The 16,171-nt window shown below is 67.5% G+C and carries 21 protein-coding genes and 2 tRNA genes; 8 read left to right on the forward strand and 15 right to left on the reverse strand.

Annotated features, from left to right (window positions below; all coding sequences use genetic code 11):
* The first annotated feature begins 8 nt into the window (after positions 1-8).
* Entirely contained in the window at positions 9-740 is a 732-nt protein-coding gene (locus tag Hhyl6_RS17000) for an N-acetyltransferase family protein (RefSeq protein ID WP_483740437.1), read from the forward strand.
* Here Hhyl6_RS17000 and Hhyl6_RS17005 read toward each other — a convergent pair.
* The 3 genes from Hhyl6_RS17005 to tmcA are packed head-to-tail and all read right to left on the reverse strand — an operon-like array spanning position 737 to position 3,638.
* On the reverse strand, positions 737-901 hold the full coding sequence (locus Hhyl6_RS17005; RefSeq protein ID WP_483740438.1) for a DUF8014 family protein: 165 nt from the start codon (positions 899-901) through the stop codon (positions 737-739). The two genes, Hhyl6_RS17000 and Hhyl6_RS17005, sit on opposite strands and share 4 nt — an antisense overlap.
* Complete coding sequence (locus Hhyl6_RS17010) at positions 898-1,392, reverse strand: DUF456 domain-containing protein (protein ID WP_483740439.1); 495 nt, start codon at positions 1,390-1,392, stop codon at positions 898-900. Before Hhyl6_RS17010 ends, Hhyl6_RS17005 begins: the two co-directional genes overlap by 4 nt.
* Positions 1,389-3,638: a tRNA(Met) cytidine acetyltransferase TmcA gene (gene tmcA / locus Hhyl6_RS17015; protein ID WP_483740440.1), complete on the reverse strand. Its 2,250-nt coding sequence runs from the start codon at positions 3,636-3,638 to the stop codon at positions 1,389-1,391. The genes Hhyl6_RS17010 and tmcA overlap by 4 nt, the downstream gene beginning before the upstream one ends.
* 284 nt (positions 3,639-3,922) lie before the next feature.
* On the opposite strand from tmcA, the gene rpl7ae reads away from it, so the two are divergent.
* From rpl7ae to Hhyl6_RS17040, 5 genes are all read left to right on the forward strand, one after another.
* The gene (gene rpl7ae / locus Hhyl6_RS17020; RefSeq protein ID WP_483740441.1) at positions 3,923-4,285 is read left to right on the forward strand and encodes a 50S ribosomal protein L7Ae; all 363 of its coding nucleotides are present in this window, start codon (positions 3,923-3,925) and stop codon (positions 4,283-4,285) included.
* Between the two features lie 11 nt (positions 4,286-4,296).
* On the forward strand, positions 4,297-4,524 hold the full coding sequence (locus tag Hhyl6_RS17025) for a 30S ribosomal protein S28e (RefSeq protein ID WP_254271469.1): 228 nt from the start codon (positions 4,297-4,299) through the stop codon (positions 4,522-4,524).
* A 2-nt stretch (positions 4,525-4,526) separates the two neighbouring features.
* Positions 4,527-4,859: a 50S ribosomal protein L24e gene (locus tag Hhyl6_RS17030; RefSeq protein ID WP_483740442.1), complete on the forward strand. Its 333-nt coding sequence runs from the start codon at positions 4,527-4,529 to the stop codon at positions 4,857-4,859.
* Positions 4,859-5,317, forward strand: coding sequence for a nucleoside-diphosphate kinase (gene ndk, locus Hhyl6_RS17035; RefSeq protein ID WP_483740443.1), 459 nt, complete (start codon positions 4,859-4,861; stop codon positions 5,315-5,317). The genes Hhyl6_RS17030 and ndk overlap by 1 nt, the downstream gene beginning before the upstream one ends.
* A 68-nt stretch (positions 5,318-5,385) precedes the next feature.
* Positions 5,386-5,625 carry a glutaredoxin family protein gene (locus tag Hhyl6_RS17040; RefSeq protein ID WP_483740444.1) on the forward strand — a complete coding sequence of 80 codons (240 nt, stop codon included), beginning with the start codon at positions 5,386-5,388 and terminating at the stop codon, positions 5,623-5,625.
* A 25-nt stretch (positions 5,626-5,650) separates the two neighbouring features.
* Here the strand turns inward: Hhyl6_RS17040 and msrB are convergent, their stop codons facing one another.
* The gene (gene msrB, locus Hhyl6_RS17045; protein ID WP_483740445.1) at positions 5,651-6,061 is read right to left on the reverse strand and encodes a peptide-methionine (R)-S-oxide reductase MsrB; all 411 of its coding nucleotides are present in this window, start codon (positions 6,059-6,061) and stop codon (positions 5,651-5,653) included.
* Positions 6,062-6,212: 151 nt separating this feature from the next.
* Between msrB and Hhyl6_RS17050 the strand changes: the two genes are divergently transcribed.
* Together Hhyl6_RS17050 and Hhyl6_RS17055 are read left to right on the forward strand one after the other, a co-directional pair.
* The gene (locus tag Hhyl6_RS17050; RefSeq protein ID WP_483740446.1) at positions 6,213-7,250 is read left to right on the forward strand and encodes a YihY/virulence factor BrkB family protein; all 1,038 of its coding nucleotides are present in this window, start codon (positions 6,213-6,215) and stop codon (positions 7,248-7,250) included.
* A gap of 182 nt (positions 7,251-7,432) precedes the next feature.
* Positions 7,433-9,205: a S8 family serine peptidase gene (locus Hhyl6_RS17055; RefSeq protein WP_483740447.1), complete on the forward strand. Its 1,773-nt coding sequence runs from the start codon at positions 7,433-7,435 to the stop codon at positions 9,203-9,205.
* Positions 9,206-9,252: 47 nt separating this feature from the next.
* On the opposite strand, the gene Hhyl6_RS17060 is transcribed toward Hhyl6_RS17055, so the two are convergent.
* From Hhyl6_RS17060 to aroC, 11 genes are all read right to left on the reverse strand, one after another.
* The gene (locus tag Hhyl6_RS17060; RefSeq protein WP_483740448.1) at positions 9,253-9,657 is read right to left on the reverse strand and encodes a universal stress protein; all 405 of its coding nucleotides are present in this window, start codon (positions 9,655-9,657) and stop codon (positions 9,253-9,255) included.
* A 119-nt stretch (positions 9,658-9,776) separates the two neighbouring features.
* A tRNA-Thr gene (locus tag Hhyl6_RS17065) sits at positions 9,777-9,850 on the reverse strand.
* A gap of 30 nt (positions 9,851-9,880) precedes the next feature.
* A complete protein-coding gene (locus tag Hhyl6_RS17070; protein ID WP_483740449.1) occupies positions 9,881-10,348 on the reverse strand; it encodes a GNAT family N-acetyltransferase in 468 nt (155 codons plus the stop codon).
* A 50-nt stretch (positions 10,349-10,398) separates the two neighbouring features.
* Positions 10,399-10,968 carry a CBS domain-containing protein gene (locus tag Hhyl6_RS17075; RefSeq protein ID WP_483740450.1) on the reverse strand — a complete coding sequence of 190 codons (570 nt, stop codon included), beginning with the start codon at positions 10,966-10,968 and terminating at the stop codon, positions 10,399-10,401.
* Positions 10,969-11,084: 116 nt separating this feature from the next.
* Complete coding sequence (locus Hhyl6_RS17080) at positions 11,085-11,423, reverse strand: DUF7344 domain-containing protein (protein ID WP_483740451.1); 339 nt, start codon at positions 11,421-11,423, stop codon at positions 11,085-11,087.
* A gap of 70 nt (positions 11,424-11,493) precedes the next feature.
* A complete protein-coding gene (locus Hhyl6_RS17085; RefSeq protein ID WP_483740452.1) occupies positions 11,494-11,793 on the reverse strand; it encodes a DUF5785 family protein in 300 nt (99 codons plus the stop codon).
* Between the two features lie 60 nt (positions 11,794-11,853).
* Positions 11,854-13,230: a PGF-pre-PGF domain-containing protein gene (locus Hhyl6_RS17090; RefSeq protein ID WP_483740453.1), complete on the reverse strand. Its 1,377-nt coding sequence runs from the start codon at positions 13,228-13,230 to the stop codon at positions 11,854-11,856.
* A gap of 156 nt (positions 13,231-13,386) precedes the next feature.
* Positions 13,387-13,470 (reverse strand) — tRNA-Ser (locus Hhyl6_RS17095).
* 40 nt (positions 13,471-13,510) lie between these two features.
* On the reverse strand, positions 13,511-14,251 hold the full coding sequence (locus tag Hhyl6_RS17100) for a TIGR04282 family arsenosugar biosynthesis glycosyltransferase (protein WP_483740454.1): 741 nt from the start codon (positions 14,249-14,251) through the stop codon (positions 13,511-13,513).
* A gap of 88 nt (positions 14,252-14,339) precedes the next feature.
* Entirely contained in the window at positions 14,340-14,966 is a 627-nt protein-coding gene (locus Hhyl6_RS17105) for a uracil-DNA glycosylase (RefSeq protein ID WP_483740455.1), read from the reverse strand.
* Between the two features lies 1 nt (position 14,967).
* On the reverse strand, positions 14,968-16,167 hold the full coding sequence (aroC, locus tag Hhyl6_RS17110; protein ID WP_483740456.1) for a chorismate synthase: 1,200 nt from the start codon (positions 16,165-16,167) through the stop codon (positions 14,968-14,970).
* Positions 16,168-16,171 lie beyond the last annotated feature (4 nt).

Consider the following 16,171-nt stretch of genomic DNA (forward strand, 5'->3'; position numbering starts at 1 on the left):
CAGAACACATGGAGCTAACAGAGCCGCTGCAGTTCGACCACCCCGACCGGCGAGACATCTACGACTACGTCGAATCCCACGGGCGAGTGGACGCCGAGACGGTCCGGCGGTCCCTCCAGATGGAACCCCGGCCGTTCGGCCACCACGTCGCCATCCTCCAGCGCACCGGGAAAGTCGAGCGAGACGGCGACGAACTCCGCATCGCCTACGAGGACGCGGACACCCAAGAGTTCGAAACGGAGGAGGTGGAGTACACCATCCGGCAGGCCAGACAGGAGGACTTGAAGGGCCTCGTCGGGGCCATCCGGGCCGCCATCGGGAGCGGGGCCTACGTCGACGCCGAGACGCTCGCCGACATCATCGACAGCGAGGGCGTCCTGCTCCGACACAACGAACTGGAGTCGCGCATCTTCTTCGTCGCCTGCGTCGACGACGACGTGGTCGGCTGGGTCCACCTCAAACACCCGGAAATCGAGAAGCTCAGCCACACCGCCGAACTCACGCTGGGCGTCCTCGTCCAGTACCGAGGACAGGGCATCGGCGAGCACCTCCTCGAACGGGGGACCGAGTGGGCGAGAGACCACGGCTACGAGAAACTGTACAACTCCGTCCCGTCGACCAATCAGGACGCAATCGACTTCCTCGAATCGCACGGCTGGGAGACGGAGGCCGTCCGCGAGGACCACTACAAGTTCGGCGACGACTACGCGGACGAGGTGATGCTGGCGAGGGAACTCTAGCGCCAGTCGTCGCCACTGCCTTCCAGTGGTTCGGGGACAACGCCGTCCTTCTGGGCCCAGACGCGGGCGTGTGCGGTGCAGACGAGCATGTTGTCGGTCCACGGGACGTGTAGCTCCACCGCGGCCTCGTTCTCGCAGTCCGCTTCCTCGCAGGTGGTCATACGAGCGCGACCACCAGCATCGTCACCAGTATCGACCCGGTGAGCATCGCCTGTACGACGCCGGAGGCGAGCATCCCGGCCGTGGTCACGAGCGCGGCTTTCAGCCCCTTCTGGGCGTCCTCCTGCCGGTAGAACTCGACGGCGAACACCGTCGCGGCGACGCCGAGGACGATGCCCAGCGGTCCGGTTACGAAGAACAGAACCAGTCCGACGAGTCCGGCGAGGACGGCCGTCGTGTTCGAAGCGCCGCCGACGCGGGCCGCGACGGCCCCGCCGACGAAGTCGACGACCCACGTCAGCACGCCCACGACAGTCAACACGGCCAGCAGGAACACGCCGGGTTCGGTCGTGCCGGTCGCGAACCAGTAGAGGTAGACGCCGGCGAGCGACACCGGGGCACCGGGCATCTGTGGAATCAGACTGCCGACGACGCCGGCGACCAGCAAGGCGAAGGCGAGAACGACCAACAGCAGTTCCAGTCCCGGCGTCATGTGTGGCGGTCCAGTTCCTCCTGTACCCACTCCTCGCCGTAGAGCCGTGTCAATCTTTCGACGGCTCCGCCCAACGCCCGCATGCACTGCCGACGGGACACGAAGTCGAGTTCGTCGGTCACGTCGTCCCACGGTCGGGCCTGCAACACCTTGCGGACGAGCAGTCGCTCCTCCCGGTCCGTCAGCGCCTCGCCGTCGGCGGGTGCGACCAGATGTCGTACCGACAACGCGCGGAACGGCGCGGGATTGGTGTCGAGGATGGCCGCGCCGCCCGGGACGCCGGCGACGAGACGCCACTCCCACTCGGAGAGGGTCGGGTCCGGCGTCGCGTCGACGGCCCGAAGCACCGCCCTGACCACGTCCGGGTCGCAGTCGTCCAGCGTGTCCGACAGCACCGCGGCGGCCCGGTCACAGAACCACCCGGCGTGTCGAGCGGCCAGTTCCGCTCCGACCTCGGAACATGGGTCGACCATCACGGCGGAGTACTCGCCGCTCGTGTCGTTCCGCGAGGTGGAGAGGTGGACGGTTCCGTAGTCGTTCTCCCGCCAGAAGTTGACGAGTTCCGGCGTCGCGCCGTAGCCCACGCCCACCCAGTCCACCTCGTCGCCGAACTCCGCTCGGACCTCACGGAGGAGGCGCGACCCGAGGCCCCGTGACCTGACGGCGGCGTGCGTGGCGATGCGGAGGACGCGCTGACCCACCGGGACGCCCGCGCTCTCGTCGCGCAACTGCGTCGTCAGCACGTCCGGGACCATGTTCCCGCGGACGCGCCCGCCCTCGTACATCGTCGCCCGCGTCTCCGCCGAGAGGTCGCCCTCCCGCGCCAGTAGGGCGACGGCGACCACGTGCCCCTCGTGTGTCAGCGCCCGCACCGAGAGGTTCGGCGCGTCGAGCAGACGGGCGAGGTCGGCGGGTTCGGTGCGGTAGTGGGCCAGCACTAACAGTCCGAACACCTCCCGCAGGAGGTGTTCGTCGGCGAGCAACGATTCCGAGGAGAGGCGGCGATAGTCGACCGTTTCCGGCGTCGCGTCCGCGGCCAACTGGTCGACCGGCGGTCGGGCGTCGAGCAACAGCGCCCGGAAGGCCCACACCTCGACCGGGTCGGCGTCGGCGTAGCGAATCGGCGTCGCCATCGTCACGTCCGCCACCGCGTGGCCGCTCTCGCTCAACCGGTCCCGAAAGCGGACCGAGAACCCGCGACCCGCCCCCTCGTAGCCGTGCACCGTCGTCGTGAACGCGACGGCCGGAGCGTCGAGGAAGGATTCGAGACGACGAACGGGGAGCGCGGCCGCCTCGTCGACGACGACGACGTCGGGGTCGTCGGGCAGTTCGACGGCGTTCGCGGGCTTCGCGAACCTGATTCGGCCGCCGCCGTCGCTCCCGACGGTGAGTTCGTGCGGGGCGTCCGCTCGGTCACGCTCGAACGCGACGCCCAGCGTCTCGAAAAGCGCCATCGCCCTGACGAACACCTCGGCGGCGCTCCGGTACTGCGGCGCGGTCACGAGGACGTCCGTGCCGTCCAGCGCGAGGTTCGCGGCGGCCAGCCCCGCCGCACTGGACTTCCCGCGGCCCCGGTCGGCCTCCACGACGACGGCGTGTCCGGGGTCGCGGAGCGCCTCGAACGCCCGGACGGCGTCCACCTGGTCGTCGGTGAGACAGGCCTCGTAGGTCTCCGAGCGGAACGCGGCGTCGTCGGGTGCGGTCGGGGTCGCTGACGGATGGCGAGGTGGTGGGTCCGTCAGTCCCGTCTGCTCGACGGTGTCGCCCCCGGCCTCGACGTGGACGACGGCGATGCCACGGTGGGCCCGGAGCGTCTCGACCAGTCGGCGTCGGAAGTTGCCGGTCACGTCGTCGACGCCGAACGGCGGCACAGCGAGCGTCTCGTCGAAGGCGTCACGCCGGTCGGGCCAGTCGTCCAGCGGCGGCGTCAGGAGGACGAGGAGGCCGCCGCCGTCGACGGCCCCGACGGCGGTTCCGAGCGCGTTCGGTCGGAGTTCGTCGTGGGCGTCGACGACCACGGCGGTCCGGGTCCGGCCGAGCAGTTCTCCGGCCCGGACCTGTTCGTGGCGTTCAGAGTCGAGGAACGGGTCGGGACCGAGGAGCGTGGTCTCCTCACGGGATACCTCGGCGGCGTCGAGGGCGTCCGCGGCACGGTCGCGCGTCAGTTCGGGGTCCCCGGCCAGCACGAGCAGTCGGCGCTCGTTCGAGCGGCGGGCTTCCTCCCGGAGCGACCGTGCGAGGTCCATACCGAGGTGTCGAACCGGCGCAGTCATGGGCGTGACGGTTCCGCCGGCGGTTCCCCCGCGACGGCGGTCGAACGGTCTCCCCGGCGACAGCTATGCACTGCGTTCGCACGCCGTTTCGGCTTCGAAACTGCTTTTAGGGCCGGTGGCCCAGAGTTGGATACAGCCTGCGCCGGGTTGATGATGCTCCCAGCCATTTTAGGACTACGCGCACCGCCGCGGTGCGCCGCGGGAACGCCCGTGACGGCGGGGGAGCCTGAGCCCGCGTGCAGGAGGTGACCATACAAATGCCAGTATACGTAGATTTCGACGTTCCGGCCGACCTCGAGGACGACGCCCTCGAGGCGCTGGAAGTCGCACGAGACACAGGCAGCGTAAAGAAGGGTACCAACGAGACGACCAAGGCCGTCGAGCGCGGCTCCGCCGAACTCGTCTACGTCGCCGAGGACGTCCAGCCCGAGGAAATCGTCATGCACATCCCCGAGCTGGCCGACGAGAAGGGCGTCCCCTTCATCTTCGTCGAACAGCAAGACGACCTGGGCCACGCCGCGGGCCTCGAAGTCGGCTCCGCCGCCGCCGCCATCGTCGATTCGGGCGAGGCCGAGAGCGACGTCGAGGACATCGCCGCGAAGGTCGAGGAGCTTCGCTGAGGTGACCACGGATGAGTGCTGAGGAATCCGAAGGCAGCGGCTCCACGCCCGCCGAGGTCATCGAGATCGTCGGCAAAACTGGGATGCACGGCGAGGCCATGCAGGTCAAGTGCCGCATCCGAGAGGGCGAGAACCAGGGGCGTATCATCACTCGCAACGTCCTGGGCCCCGTCCGAGAGGGCGACGTGCTCCAGCTCCGCGAGACGGCCCGCGAAGCCGACTCCATCGGAGGGCAATAACGATGCCGCGAACGCGAGACTGTGACTACTGCGGCGCGGACATCGAGCCCGGCACGGGCACGATGTTCGTCCGGAACGACGGCTCGACCATCCACTTCTGCTCCTCGAAGTGCGAGAACAACGCCGACCTCGGCCGCGAGGCCCGCAACCTCGGCTGGACGGAGTCCGGCCGCGGTGGCGCGGAGGAGCAGACCGAGGAGAGCGTCGAGGAGACGGCCGACGAGACGGAAGACGAGGCGGCAGACGCCGCCCCCGACCTCGAAGCCGCCGAGGAAGAGGTCGAGGAGTCCGACGCCGAGGAAGACGACGAGGAAGCCGAGGAGGCCGAGGCCTGATGTCCGAGCGAACCTTCGTGATGGTCAAGCCTGACGGCGTCCAGCGCGGCCTCGTCGGGGACATCGTCTCCCGCTTCGAGGACCGCGGTCTGAAGCTCGTCGCCGGCAAGTTCATGCAGATAGACCAGGAACTCGCCGAGGAACACTACGGCGAACACGCGGACAAGCCGTTCTTCGACGGCCTCGTGGAGTTCATCACGTCCGGCCCGGTCTTCGCGATGGTCTGGGAAGGACAGGACGCCACGCGACAGGTCCGGAACATGATGGGAGAGACGGACCCCGCCGAATCCGCGCCCGGGACCATCCGCGGTGACTACGGTCTCGACCTCGGTCGGAACGTCATCCACGGCTCCGACCACGAGGACGAGGGTGCCAACGAGCGCGAAATCGACCTCTTCTTCGACGAGGAGGAACTCGTCGACTGGGAACAGGTCGACGAGACCTGGCTGTACGAGTAAGCCGGGCTTTCGCCGCTTTTCCGCGTTCGACCGCACGTTCTTTGAGCCTCGCCGCCGTACGCCGGGGTGTGAGCCGAACGCTCTACCAACTGGACGGCTGTCCGTACTGCGAGAAAGTGGCCGACCGACTGGACGAACTCGACGTCGAGTACGAGAGCGTCTGGGTCGACGCGCTCCACTCCGACCGCGACGAAGTCAAGCGCGTCTCGGGCCAGCGCGGCGTCCCGGTCCTCGTGGACGACGACTACGGCGTCACGATGGCCGAGTCAGAGCGCATTCTGGAGTTCGCCGAGCAGAGCTACGCCTGACCGGCGACTTCGACGACCGCTCGACTCAGTTCTCGTCGGGTTCGAAGTCCAGCGCCGCGCCGTTGATGCAGTAGCGCTTCCCGGTCGGTTCGGGACCGTCGTCGAAGACGTGACCGAGGTGACCGCCGCAGGAGGCACAGACGACCTCTGTCCGGCGCATGCCGTGGCTCTCGTCGAGGCGCGTCTCGATGGTCCCCTCGTCGTAGACGTCCCAGAAACTCGGCCACCCCGTCTCCGAGTCGAACTTCTCGTCGCTGTCGAACAGTTCGGTGCCACACCCGGCGCAGGTGAACACGCCCTTCCCCTCGACGTCCAGCAGGTCGCTGCTGAATCGCGGTTCCGTCCCGGCCTCGCGGAGGATGCGGTACTCCTCCTCGGTCAGTATCTCGCGCCACTCCTCGTCGTTCTCGGGTAGGTCGCCCTCTTGTTCGCTCATGGACTCCCGTAGGGGCTGGAGCGGCTTAAGCCCCCGTCAGAACCGGGCGCTCAGTCGTCCGCCGTCGACCGGTCGGCGGGACTTCGTGGTCGGCGTCGGGTCGAGTGCGGCCGGACGCTGGGTATTTCCTCGGGGGAGTCGAAGCCGCGGTATGGCCGTCACCGCCGCCCGCGCCGAGGAGTTACTGCGGGCCATCGTCCACGAGGTCAGGGTCGAGAAGCTCACCTTCATGGCCGGGTCCATCGCCTACCACGCCTTCATCTCCATCCTCCCGCTCCTGTTGCTCGTGTTGACGCTCGTCCAGCGAACGCAGAATCTCGCCGTGCAGGACTCCGTCGTCGGCATCATGCAGGCCGTCCTGACCGAGCAGTCGAGCGAACTCATCCAGCAGGGGTTGAGCGAGGCCGACACCTCCGTCTCGCTGTTGGGCCTCGCGTTCCTCGTCTGGGGAGCGCTCCGCATCTTCCGGGGCCTCGACACCGCGTTCTCGGACATCTACGAGACCAGCAGCGAGAACACGTTCGGCGACCAGATTTTCGACGGCCTCCTGTTGCTCGCTACTGTCGCGCTCGCCATCGTCAGCGTCAGCGTCGTGGGCCGCCTCGTCTCGGTGTCGGGTACCGGCCTCCTCGGGACAGTCCTCCGCGGCGGTGCGACGGCCGTCGGGTTGTTCGTCGTGTTCTACCCCATGTACTACATCTTCCCGGACACGGACGTGACCGTCGCCGAGGTTGTCCCGGGGACGGCCTTCGCCGCCGTCGGTCTGACCGTCGCCCAGGCGCTGTTCACCACGTTCAAGTCCGGCGGGGCGGGCACGAACCTCGTCGCCAGCATCCTCGTCCTCCTGACGTGGCTCTACATCATCGGCCTCGTCGTCCTGTTGGGTGCGGTCGTCAACGCCGTCCTCTCGAACCGCTCGATGGACGTCGACATCTCCCCGGTCGTCGGCGGGGTCGAGGAACACGCGACCAGTCGGACCGCGGCCGTCGGCCGGACGGTCCTGCTGTCCGACTTAGACGACCTCGCCGACCGGTTGGTCGAGGGTGAGGAGACGCTGACGGTCACCGTCGGCGACGAGACGGTCACGCTCGTCGCCCCACAGACGGCCACCGTCGACCGCGAGAACAGCGTGTTCGGGCTGGACGACTCGGTGGCGATGACGCTCCGATGGTGGCCCGAGGACGACTGAGACACCGCCCACCGGGTCCGCGAGTGGCACTCCGCAACTGACGGGCGATAGCTACGGCCGCCACTCCGACAGGAGACGGTACGCGAAAGGGGACCTCCGAGCGCCGAACGGACGGCCGGACGAACTGTACTGGGGGCTAACTGAGTGGGAACCTCTAAGGACCTCGTTTGTGACTAGCAACCATGGGTCACTCGGAGGCGTTCAGGCGCGAACTGCTGTACGGCATCGGGGTTCTCGGACTTGGGTCACTGTTCGGCACGGGCACGGCCGGGGCAACCGACACAGACCGGCACGTCGTCGGTACGAGCACACAGGCCGCCACGGACGACGCCCGGCGCAGGGCCGATTCGGTCCATCGGGTCCTCGACTTCGGTGGCATCGGTCAGGCCGTCGCGGGTCGCTTCTCGGACGAGGCGCTGGCGAACCTCCGTCGGAACCCGAACGTGCGATACGTCGAGACCGACGGCGAGATGCGGGCCATCAGCATCGACTCCGGGGACGCGGAGGTCCCGTGGGGCGTCGATAGGGTCGACGCGGAGAAGGCACACGCCGACGGGGCGACCGGGTCCGGTGCGGACGTGTCTATCGTCGACACCGGTATCGACTCGGACCACCCGGACCTCCAGCAGAACCTCGGAACGGGGAAAGCGTTCGTGGACGCACGGGGTCCCTACGCCGAGAACTGGGACGACGACAACGGACACGGGACCCACTGCGCCGGTATCGCCGACGCGGTGAACGACGGCGAGGGCGTCGTCGGCGTGAGTTCCGAGGCGACGCTCCACGCCGTCAAAGTGCTCGACAGCAGCGGGAGCGGTGCGTACTCCGACGTCGCCGCCGGCATCAAGTGGGTCGCCGACGAGGGACACGACGTCGGGAGTCTGAGCCTCGGCGGGCCGACGTCGAACACCATCGAAGACGCGTGCCGGTACGCCTACGACAGGGGCGTCCTCCTCGTCGCCGCCGCGGGCAACGAGGGAACCGACGTCGAAGGCTCCGCGCCGGCCACTTACTCGACGGTGATGGCGGTTAGCGCCACGGACGCGACCGACGACTTCGCGAGTTTCTCGAACTACGGGAGCGACGTCGAACTGGCCGCGCCCGGCGTGGACATCTACTCGACGTACGTCGGCGGCGGGTACGACACGCTCTCGGGCACGTCGATGGCCTGCCCGCACGTCAGCGGTGCCGGCGGGCAACTGATGGCGCAGGGCTACGGACACACCGACGCTCGCACCCGACTGAAAGACACGGCCGAGGACATCGGTCTGTCCGGCAGTAAGCAGGGGAGCGGTCTGCTGGACGTCGAGGCCGCGGTGTCCGGGTCAACCGACGGCGCGCCGACGGTCTCGTGGGTCACGCCCAGCGACGGGGCGACGGTGTCCGGAACCGTGACGGTCCAAATCGACGCCAGCGACAGCGAGGACGGGGACGACTCACTCGACGTGACGTACGCTGTCGACGGCGGGACGGCGCGCACGACGACGTACGACTCCTCGTCGGGGTACTACGAGGACTCGTGGGACACGACGGGCCTCGCCGACGGCGACCACTCGCTGACGGCCACCGCGACGGATTCGGCCGGCAACTCGACCAGCGCGACCGTCGGCGTCACGGCCGACAACACCGAGAGCGCCGTCACCGTCGACGCGCTCTCGCTGAACGAGGACAACAGCGGCGGAAGCCCGCACGCGGATTTCGACGCCGCGTGGGAGGTCGGAGACGGCGACGGTGACCTCGACGCGGTGGAATTGACCCTCACCGACACCGAGACGGGGAGCACCGAAGACACTGCGAGCGTCGACGTGAGCGGGTCGGTGGCCACCGGGTCGACGGGACTCACCGCCAAACACGACGAGAACAACGGGCACGCGTACGAAGTGGAACTCACGGTGACCGACGCTGCCGGTCACACGGCGACCGACACAGCGACGGAGACGGAAGACGGCGGCTGACGGAACTCGTCATCTCCTCTGGGATTCACGCCCGCCGGTCGCGGAACTCAGATGGCCGGCGTCGCTCCCTCCGGGAGGGGGACGAGTACGACCGGACGAGTGACGCGTTCGAGGAGTTCGCTCGCGACGCTCCCGAAGACGATGCGCTCTGTCCGGGAGTGCTGGCGGAGGCCGACGACTAACTGGTCGGCGTCGATTTCGTCCGCGAGGTTCGGCAGTTCGTCGGCCGGATTGCGCCCTCGATGGACGCGTCTGGTGTGAACTGACGCGCGCTCTCCCAACCTGTCTTCGAACACGTCGAGTGCGCTCTGCAACCCCGCCTCCTCGAACTCCGCTTCGCGCGCGACGACGACGGCCTCTACCTCGTCGCCCCCACTCACGTACTGTTCGAGGTAGTCACAGAGACGCTCGCTGGTCCCTTCGCCGTCCGTCCCTACGAGGTATGTTACCATACCGGTCGTTCGGCCCGGTCCGATAAAAACGTGGGTAACCGTCTGGCCTACCGGGCCGCAGTCCCAACGAGAGTGGTGGCGGTGCTGCTGACCGTCCCGGAGACGATTTCAGAGAAGGAAGCCAGGGGTGGGATTTGAACCCACGAACTCTCGATTACAAGTCGAGTGCTTGGACCACCCAAGCTCCCCTGGCGCTCGCGTTCGTTCGTTGCGGGGGGACCGTTTAGAGGGTATCGTTTTCCGTCGGCTTTTCGAGTTCGAGGCGATGGGGTGCGTAGCCGTGGCTGGCGTAGAACCGTCTGGCCGAATCGTTCTCGGCCATGACTTCGAGGCCGACTACCTCGGCGCCCTTCTCGGCCAGAATCGTCTCCCCGGCGTGCAGGAGGGCGCTGCCGACGCCCTCGCGACGGTAGTTCGGTCGGACGTAGATGTTCTCCACGAGGCCGCGGGCGAGCGTCTGTTCGTACCGGCCCCGCTCCATAGTCACCATGACGAACCCGACCAGCGAGTCCCTGACGCGGGCGACGACGAGTTCGTCGTTCACGACGCGCTGGAGGACCGCCTCACGGATTGCGGCGCGGTTCTCGTCGGCGAGGAGGTGGGAACCGTACTCCTGTTGGTCCCGGGCGAGTTCGACCCAGAGGTCGACGACGGCGTCTACGTCGTCGGCCGCGGCGGGCGTTGTCTCCACGGGCTACGTCCGACGTGCGGACGCAAAACAGTTGGTGCCCAGCGGGAGGGTCAGACGTCTCGGCAGTCGGTACAGAGTAACTGCCCGTTGAACGACGCGAGGTTTCGCGTGAACGTCCCGCAGGCGGAACAGATACCCTGTTCCTCGAAGGAGTCCTCGGCGGCGGTTGCTTCCGTCCCCATCCCTTGCCCCGTCGCGGCCATCTGTGCGTCTTCCTCGACCTGTTCGGTGGTCTCGCTCTCTAATCGCGCCGTCGAGAGGATGTCGTGTTCAGTCAGCGTCCCGATGGGGTCGCCGTCCTCCGTGACGAGGACCCACTCGGTAGACCACGCGGCCATCTGGTCGCGCGCTTCGTGGAGGCGCGCGTCCGGCGAAATCGACGGCACAGATTCCGTCATCACCTCGCTGACCGTCGCGGAGTCGGGATACCCCTCGGAAATCAGATAGCCGAGGATATCTCGCTGTGTGACCACGCCGACTGGGTCGTTTCCACGGAGGACCAACGCGGTGGTCTCGTCTTCCCGCACGAGGAGTTCGGTCGTCTCGAGGAGGTCGTCAGATTCGCTCGCACCGACGTACTCGCGGTTCATCACCTCCCGAACTGATACCGGGTCGTTCATATGTGACCGTATAGCACGGGCGGTCTAAAAGATACCTCCACTACGCTTATGCCTCGTGGTATCGAAGGACAAGATTGGTCTGCGGTTGGGCTCCGGTAGGGCCGGTGACAGCGACGTCAGGCCCGTCCCCGCCCCACGATGCCGCGGCGTTTGAGTTCGACGGTGCCGACCATGGAGTTGTACTCGACTACCCCGGTCGCCGTCAGTTTCGGAATGTGTTCGGTAAACAGTTCCTCTCGCATCGCCTCCCGTTCCCCCGCCGACACTGCCGTCTCTGGGACGTCTCGCTGAGCGGCCACGACGGCGCTCGCGAGGTCGGAGACGACCATCGGTTCCCCTCGCTCGTCGAGAATCGAGAGCGCGAGTCGGCGGCTATCCGCCGACAGGAGGTCGCTGACGACGGTCTCCGGGAGGTCGCCTGGGTCGGAATCGGTGTCTGAGCCTCGTGTCGCCATACTGGGGCGTACGCCACACCCCTACAAGTATGTGTCGTGCATACACACCCCACGGTGCACGGCCAGGCGGTCAGGCGTGTTCGAGACGGTAGGGCCAGAGGTCGGCCTCCCGGAGTGCCCGGCCGAGGGCCTTGTGGAAGTCCGGGAAGTCCTCGAACGTCTCCTGGTCGACGTGTTCGAAGATGTCCGCGACGCTGACCACTGTCTCGTAGTCGATGCGAATCGGGTGGTCGCCGTACTGCTCGACGTACTCCTCGGCGGTCAGCGGGAAGTCCTCGTCCTCGTCGATTTTCTTCGCGAGAACCGCGTGTCCGTACTTGCGGCGGCCTTCGCTGCCCTCTTCTCCGTCTGGGTCGTGCGGCCAGTCCATACCGGAATCTGGGAACACCGACACAAAAAGGATTGCTCTCCGGCGGTCCGGGAACCGACCTTACAGTTGCTCGAACCCGCCGCTGTTGCCCCCGCCGCCGCCTCGCCGGAGCAACGCCACGACGCCGAAGAACACGACCAGTGCGACGCCGACGCCGCCGGCAAGGTAGACGGTGTCGATGCCGAGTACCGTCCCGGGGACGCCTTCGGGGAGGAGGTCACTGGTGTCCCCGAGGGGCGGGCCGGCGTCGGTGGTTTCGCCTTGGCGGTCGGCGTTCTCGCTGTCGGGGTCGGCCGTCGTCCGTTCGGCGTCCGGCGTCTCGGTCTCGACCTGACTCTGACTGATGACGAGGCTCCCGGCGTCTTCGTCGTTCAAGCGTATCTCGTATGTGTCCGGTTCGGTGACGTCGTGGGACAGCGTCACCGACCGCTCGTCGTTCGCGGGCACCCGGACCGTCGTGGCGTTGACCTCGTCGTCGTTGACCAGCATCCGGGCGTCGTACTCACCAGCGACGCCGCCGTCGTTCCGGACGACGCCTTCGAGGACTATTCGCTGGCCGTCTGCGGAGTTCACCGACCGGAAACTCGTATTCACGATGGAGAACTCGGGTTCGATGCGACCGACGGCGAATGTCGAGAAGTCGGTGGCTCTGGCCTCGAAGACGACGGCGTCGGCCCGTTCCTCGGCGACCGTCGTGTTCAACCGCTCCCACGTCGACTCGTTCTGGTGGTAGACGCTCACCTCTGTCGCGTCGAGGCCCGTCTCCCGCAGACGCGCTCGGTCGACGGCGACCCGCATCGTCGCCGCGTCGATGCCGTCGGTGGACCCGACGGTGACGACCCCGAGGACCGTCGCCGACGCGTCGCCGGGCAGTCGCGCGTCCGAGGCATTCGGCACCGTGTACTCGGTCACCTGCTGGGTGAACTGCCCTCGATTCGCCTCGACCGTCCACGACTCGACGGCCATCGAGCGGTCGGACGCGTTCGGGAACTGGAGGGTGTACGGTTCCGTGGTCGGCACCGCACCGGCGCGTACCTCTACCGTCCGCTGGTCCGTCGTCTCGTTGGTGACGGCCGCGCTCGCTCGCTCGACGCGGACCGTGCCCAACTCTCGACCCTCGGCCTCGATGACGTAGCGTCCGGGGTCGTCGAACTGTATTGTCTCGGTGAAGCGAACGCTCTCGTCGCTGTCCACGACGACGCGGCGTTCGGCGATTCCCGACCCGTTCCGGGTGACGGAGACGGTGAGCGCACCGCCGTCGTCGCCGGTATTTTTGACGGTGACGGTCACGTCGAAGTCCTCGCCGGCTATTGCCGTCCCCGACTCTAGGGACCCGCCGCTGACGAAGAGTCGGGGGGCGGCGGCCGCCGGCCCGACCACCGAACCGGCGACGAGGAGGAGAGCGATACAGACCGCGAACCCGCGCGTTCCAGACACCCCTGGGGACCGAATGAATCGCAGCATCACGTCTTTCTGAGCCCCACCAGCGGCTTAAAACCGACCGTTCGCTTCCACGATGTTTTCAGCTATCGTGGGCGTTCGGGGCCGTCCGAGATACCCGCTCGTTCCGCTCCCGAATCGCTCGGAGCAAAACGGTGGGGCTGGGATTCGAACCCAGGAATCCGTGAGGATACCTGCTTTCAAGGCAGGCGCAATAGGCCACTCTGCCACCCCACCGCAGGCAGTGCTAACGGTGGACTCCTCTAAGGCCTGTCGATTACTCGCGGACCAACTCGGGGCCGTCCTCCCCGTCGCGGACGCGCAGGCCGAACGCGTCGACGAGACCGGTCGTCCGCGGCGGGACCACCCGGCCCGCCCGCTGACGGGCGCGGAGTAGCGGGACGACGGTTCGAAGGTCGGCCGGCGTCTCGACGGTGGGGACCGTCGGGAGGAAGTCGACGTCGAGGCCGGCGTCCTCCGCCCGGCCGACGAGCGTCTGGACCGAGGGCGTGGCGTAGGCGTCCTCGAAGTCCAGCGGTTCGCCGAACCCGGCGTAGTACACCCGGCCGTCGGTGGCCGGGCCGAGCACGACGTCGCTGGAGCGGAGTTTCATCGCCGCGCTGTCTATCTGCTGGCGGGCGAGGAGGCCGGCGGTCGGTTCGACGGCGGCGACGGTGGCCACGCCCTCGCGGTCCAGCAGGTGGGTGACTGTGTTCCCGACCCGACCGGCGAACGTCGACCCGACCTGTACCTCGTACCGCGCTTCATCGGGGCGCTGGAGCGCCTCGTCCAGCGGTTCCCTGACGGCGGCCTCCGGGTCCACGCCGTCGGGGACCTGTTCGGCGGCCCGGTAGTTGACGAGCAACTCTGCGCCGCTGGCCTCGACGGCCCGGCAGACGTCGCCCAGCATAGCGGTGTAGAGGGCCGCCGCTTCGGGTTCGTCGAGCGGTCCCGCGGCCAGTTCGGGCAGGACGAACCCCTCGACAGGGGGGTCCGCGAGCACTGCGACCGTGGTCATACCTCCCTCTGGGGCCGTCTGTGGTTAGTCGGTTCCGTTCTGGGCACGGGCGTTCGAAACGGCGGACGAGAGACGGGAGACGGGAGCGCTACCGACCGCGACGGCCCTTCGTCTGGCGGTAGTCCTGTCCGAGGACGTCGCTGAAGTGCTCCAGGAACGCCTCGCGTTCGGCGTCGGTCTGCTCGGCGGGCGGGAGCATCGGCAGAATCTCGAAGCCTCGCCCCCGGATAGTGGTGGCGTGTCGTTCCTCGATGTCCAATTCGTCCTCGGAGAGCGTGGTGTACTCGAAGGCCAGTTCTTCGAGGGGCCGCTGGCCGACGGGGAGCAGAATCTCGGGGTTTATCATCCGTATCTCGCTGTTGAGGTACGGTTCGCAGTTGAGCACTTCCTCGCCGGTCGCCGGCCGGTCGGGATGGCGACACCGGGTGACGTAGGTGAGGAAGGCGTTCTTCATCTCGGGTTCGGCGGCGTCGGGGTCCGCGACCATGTCCACCGCGTGGAGGACGTCGAGCAGTTCGCGCTCCGTCTCGCCGGTGAAGGGGATGCCGGACTCGTCTGCCCCCTCGCTCGGCGAGTCACCGAGGACCACGAACTCCGCGCCCACGTCGCCGTAGCCGTGGACGACGTTCGCCCGGGTCTCACAGAGGGCCGGGCAGTTCTGACAGTCCTCGTCCATCCCGAACGGGTTCGCGATGGACTCCTGATTGGCGTCCATGTTAGTCCTCGTCGACGGTCTTGGCGTGCGTCTCGGCGTCTTCGGGGTCGTTCTGGGGGCTGGATGGGTGGTAGTCGGTGTCGTACTCGCCCGGGCGGCCGTCCAACCTGTCGGGGTTGATGCGGCCGCCCAGCAGCATGAAGTCCAAGACGGTGCAGTACAGCATCGCCTCGACTACCGGGACGGCGCGCGGCGGCAGGACTGGGTCGTGACGCCCGGTGACGGTAATCTCCTTCTCCTCGCCCGTCTCCCAGTCGACGGTCGTCTGGGTCTTCGGGATGGAGACCGGCGGATGCCAGCTAACTTCGCCGTATATCGGCTGACCGGTCGTGATGCCGCCCTGGATGCCGCCGTGGTCGTTCCCCTCCGGCACCGGGTGGCCGTCCTCGTCGAAGGCCCAGTCCTCGTTGTACTCGCTGCCGGCCGTCGTCCGGGCCTCGCGGCCGATGCCGTACTCGAAGTCGTTGACCGCCGGGATGGAGTACATCGCCTGTGCGAGTCGGGAGGGGAAACTGTCGAATCGCGGCGCGCCCAGACCCGATGGGACGCCGCGGCACTCGAAGTAGATGGCGCCGCCGATGGAGTCGCCCTCTTTCTGGTACTTGTCGGCCAGTTCCCGCATCTCCTCGGCGGCCTCTGGGTCGGCACAGCGGACCTCGTTCTCCTCGGAGTGTTCGAGTATCTCCTCGAACGTCACGTCGTCCGCCTCGACGTCGCCTATCTGGCAGACGTGGGCTTTGATGGTCACGTCGTAGTCGGACTGTTCGAGGACCTGTTTGGCGACGCCGCCGGCGGCGACCCAGTTGACCGTCTCGCGGGCCGAGGAGCGGCCGCCGCCGCCCCAGTTTCGCGTCCCGAACTTCGCCGAGTAGGTGTAGTCGCCGTGAGAGGGGCGCGGGGCCGTGATGAACGGTTCGTACTTCCCCGAGCGGGCGTCCTTGTTCTGGATGACCATCCCGATGGGCGTCCCCGTCGTGTACCCGTCCTGAATCCCGGAGTTGACCTTCACCTTGTCCGGCTCTCCTCGAGAGGTCGTAATCATCGACTGGCCGGGTTTCCGCCGGTCGAGGTCCTTCTGAATCTCTTCTTCGGAGAGTTCGACGCCGGCGGGGACGCCGGACACCGTACACCCCATCGCCTCCCCGTGCGATTCGCCGTAGGTCGTCATGCGAAAGAGACGACCGAACTCGTTGCCGTTCATTAGC

This window comes from Haloarcula sp. H-hyl6 (assembly GCF_056934455.1).

Coding starts and splice junctions, on each gene's coding strand:
- Hhyl6_RS17060 (WP_483740448.1), bottom strand. CDS start 9,657: ATGGTAACATACCTCGTAGGGACGGACGGCGAAGGGACCAGCGAGCGT.
- Hhyl6_RS17055 (WP_483740447.1), top strand. CDS start 7,433: ATGGGTCACTCGGAGGCGTTCAGGCGCGAACTGCTGTACGGCATCGGG.
- Hhyl6_RS17010 (WP_483740439.1), bottom strand. CDS start 1,392: ATGACGCCGGGACTGGAACTGCTGTTGGTCGTTCTCGCCTTCGCCTTG.
- Hhyl6_RS17085 (WP_483740452.1), bottom strand. CDS start 11,793: ATGGACTGGCCGCACGACCCAGACGGAGAAGAGGGCAGCGAAGGCCGC.
- ndk (WP_483740443.1), top strand. CDS start 4,859: ATGTCCGAGCGAACCTTCGTGATGGTCAAGCCTGACGGCGTCCAGCGC.
- Hhyl6_RS17100 (WP_483740454.1), bottom strand. CDS start 14,251: ATGACCACGGTCGCAGTGCTCGCGGACCCCCCTGTCGAGGGGTTCGTC.
- msrB (WP_483740445.1), bottom strand. CDS start 6,061: ATGAGCGAACAAGAGGGCGACCTACCCGAGAACGACGAGGAGTGGCGC.
- Hhyl6_RS17080 (WP_483740451.1), bottom strand. CDS start 11,423: ATGGCGACACGAGGCTCAGACACCGATTCCGACCCAGGCGACCTCCCG.
- Hhyl6_RS17075 (WP_483740450.1), bottom strand. CDS start 10,968: ATGAACGACCCGGTATCAGTTCGGGAGGTGATGAACCGCGAGTACGTC.
- tmcA (WP_483740440.1), bottom strand. CDS start 3,638: ATGGACCTCGCACGGTCGCTCCGGGAGGAAGCCCGCCGCTCGAACGAG.
- aroC (WP_483740456.1), bottom strand. CDS start 16,167: ATGAACGGCAACGAGTTCGGTCGTCTCTTTCGCATGACGACCTACGGC.
- Hhyl6_RS17005 (WP_483740438.1), bottom strand. CDS start 901: ATGACCACCTGCGAGGAAGCGGACTGCGAGAACGAGGCCGCGGTGGAG.
- Hhyl6_RS17025 (WP_254271469.1), top strand. CDS start 4,297: ATGAGTGCTGAGGAATCCGAAGGCAGCGGCTCCACGCCCGCCGAGGTC.
- rpl7ae (WP_483740441.1), top strand. CDS start 3,923: ATGCCAGTATACGTAGATTTCGACGTTCCGGCCGACCTCGAGGACGAC.
- Hhyl6_RS17000 (WP_483740437.1), top strand. CDS start 9: ATGGAGCTAACAGAGCCGCTGCAGTTCGACCACCCCGACCGGCGAGAC.
- Hhyl6_RS17105 (WP_483740455.1), bottom strand. CDS start 14,966: ATGGACGCCAATCAGGAGTCCATCGCGAACCCGTTCGGGATGGACGAG.
- Hhyl6_RS17050 (WP_483740446.1), top strand. CDS start 6,213: ATGGCCGTCACCGCCGCCCGCGCCGAGGAGTTACTGCGGGCCATCGTC.
- Hhyl6_RS17030 (WP_483740442.1), top strand. CDS start 4,527: ATGCCGCGAACGCGAGACTGTGACTACTGCGGCGCGGACATCGAGCCC.